The 2,092-nt window shown below is 71.3% G+C and carries 1 protein-coding gene; it reads right to left on the bottom strand.

All coding sequences use genetic code 11. The features are described 5' to 3' along the window. On the bottom strand, positions 1–2,092 hold a 2,092-nt coding region (locus ACTWQJ_RS50725; RefSeq protein ID WP_443313093.1), incomplete at both ends, for a non-ribosomal peptide synthetase.

The raw sequence follows: 2,092 nt of genomic DNA, 5'->3' as shown, positions 1-2,092 counted from the left end.
GGAAACCGCGGATCTTGACCTGCTCGTCCGCACGCCCCGCAAACTCCAGCAACCCGTCCGCCGTCCACCGGGCCAGGTCACCCGAGCGATACATCCGCCCGCCCTCGACGAACGGGCACGCCACGAACCGCTCCGCCGTCAGATCCGGACGGTTGTTGTAGCCACGCGCCAGACCCGCACCCGCCACATACAACTCACCCGTCACACCCGGCGGGACCGGACGCAGGAACTCGTCCAGCACAAACACTTGGGCATTGCCGATCGGCGATCCGATCACCGGAGGCGCGTCCTCCGGGCTGATGCCCTCCTCCAGCAGCGTCGCCGTCGAGATGACCGTCGCCTCGGTGGGGCCGTAGGTGTTCCAGACGCGAGCCTGCGCCCGCCAGCGGGCGGCCAGGCCGGGAGTCAGGCGCTCGGCACCCAGCACCCAGTTCTCCACGCCTGGAACCGTGCCCGGGTCGAGGACGCCCAGGAGCGAGGGGACGACGCTGGCGACCCGTACGCCCGCGGTGCGGATCGTCTCGGCGAGCGCGGCCGGCTCCGTACGCTCCTCACTCGTCGCGATCGCCAGAGTGCCGCCGCCGCCCAGCGTCACCGCAACATCGAGCACCGCCGCGTCGAAACTGAACGACGCGAACTGCAACGCCACCGTGCCCGGTTCCACACCCAGCACCGGACGCATCACCTCGGCCAGGTTGGCCACCCCACCGTGCGCGACGGCCACACCCTTCGGCCGACCTGTGGAGCCGGAGGTGTAGATGACGTAGGCGAGCTGGTCCGGGGTCACGACCGTGTCCAGCGGTCCCGCCGGTGCTTCGGGCGTCTCCTCCAGCAGCACCACCTCCACGCCGGCCGGCACCTGCCCCGCCGTCGCGGCCGTGGCCAGCACCACGGAGGCACCGCTGTCGCTGACCATGTACGCCAGCCGATCCGCCGGATACTCCGGATCCAGCGGCACATACGCACCCCCGGCCTTCCACACCGCCAGCAGGGCCACCACCATGTCGACCCCACGCGGCAGACACAGCCCCACCCGGCTCTCCCGGCCCGCCCCCAGACCCACCAGATACCGAGCCAGACGATTCGCCCGCGCCTCCAACTCCCCATACGTCAGGGCCTCGGAGCCACTGCGCACGGCAACAGCCTTCGGGACGGCTGCAGCCCGTGCGGTGAACAGGTGCGGCAGAGTGTCCGCCGGGACGGGCCTGGCCGTGTCGTTCCAGTGCTCGATCACCTGCGAGCGCACGGCCGGTTCCAGTACGTCGATGTCACTGACCCGCATCCGAGGGTCGGTCGGCATCTGTTCCAGCACACGGACGAGGCGTCGGCTCATCCGCGTGACCTCGTGCCGCTGGAACACGTCCGGCCGGAAGTCGAGGCGGAGTTCGAGGCCGGCCCCCGGGGACACTCCCAGGGCGAGTGCGAAGTTGGTCGACTCGCGCAGCTCCGTGCCGGCGAGCGCCAGGTCGTCGACGGACGGCGGCACCGCGGGGTCACCGGGGTAGTTCTCGAACGCCATCAGGGTGTCGAAGGAGGCTCCCGGTCCGGCGAGCCGCTGGATCTCGGTGAGCCCGAGGTGCTGGTGGTCCAGCAGCGCCGACTGCTGCGCCTGAAGCGCCGTCAGTACATCGGCGACACTGCGCTCCGCGTCGAACGTGACCCGCACCGGCACCGTGTTGAGGAACAGACCGAGCATGTCCTCCATACCCGGCAGCTCCGCCGGCCGACCCGCCACCGTCGCACCGAACACCACATCACGCCGGCCCGCCAACTGCCCCACCACCACCGCCCACGCGGCCTGCACCACCGTGTTCAGCGTCACGCCCTGCGCGCGTGCCAGGTCCTCCAGTGCCCCGGCGAGCCGGTCTTCCGCCGTCGCGCTCACCATGCAGGTCTGAACCGGGTTCGTGCTGGCCGTCTGTGCGGCGACGAGGGTCGGCTCCTCCAGGCCGGCGAGTGCCTGCTGCCAGGCGTCGCGGGCGGCGTCCTTGTCCTGCCGCTCCAGCCAGGCCAGGTAGTCCCGGTACGGCGCCACGGCCGGCAGCCCGCTCGCGCTGCCGCCCGCCTCGTAGCAGGCCCACAGCTCCCGCAT

The sequence above is a fragment of the Streptomyces sp. KR55 genome (genome assembly GCF_052245645.1).
Classification (GTDB): Bacteria; Actinomycetota; Actinomycetes; order Streptomycetales; family Streptomycetaceae; genus Streptomyces; species Streptomyces flavusporus.
The sequence above is the reverse complement of the archived record's forward strand: the minus strand, read 5'-3'. Positions and strand labels throughout refer to the sequence as shown.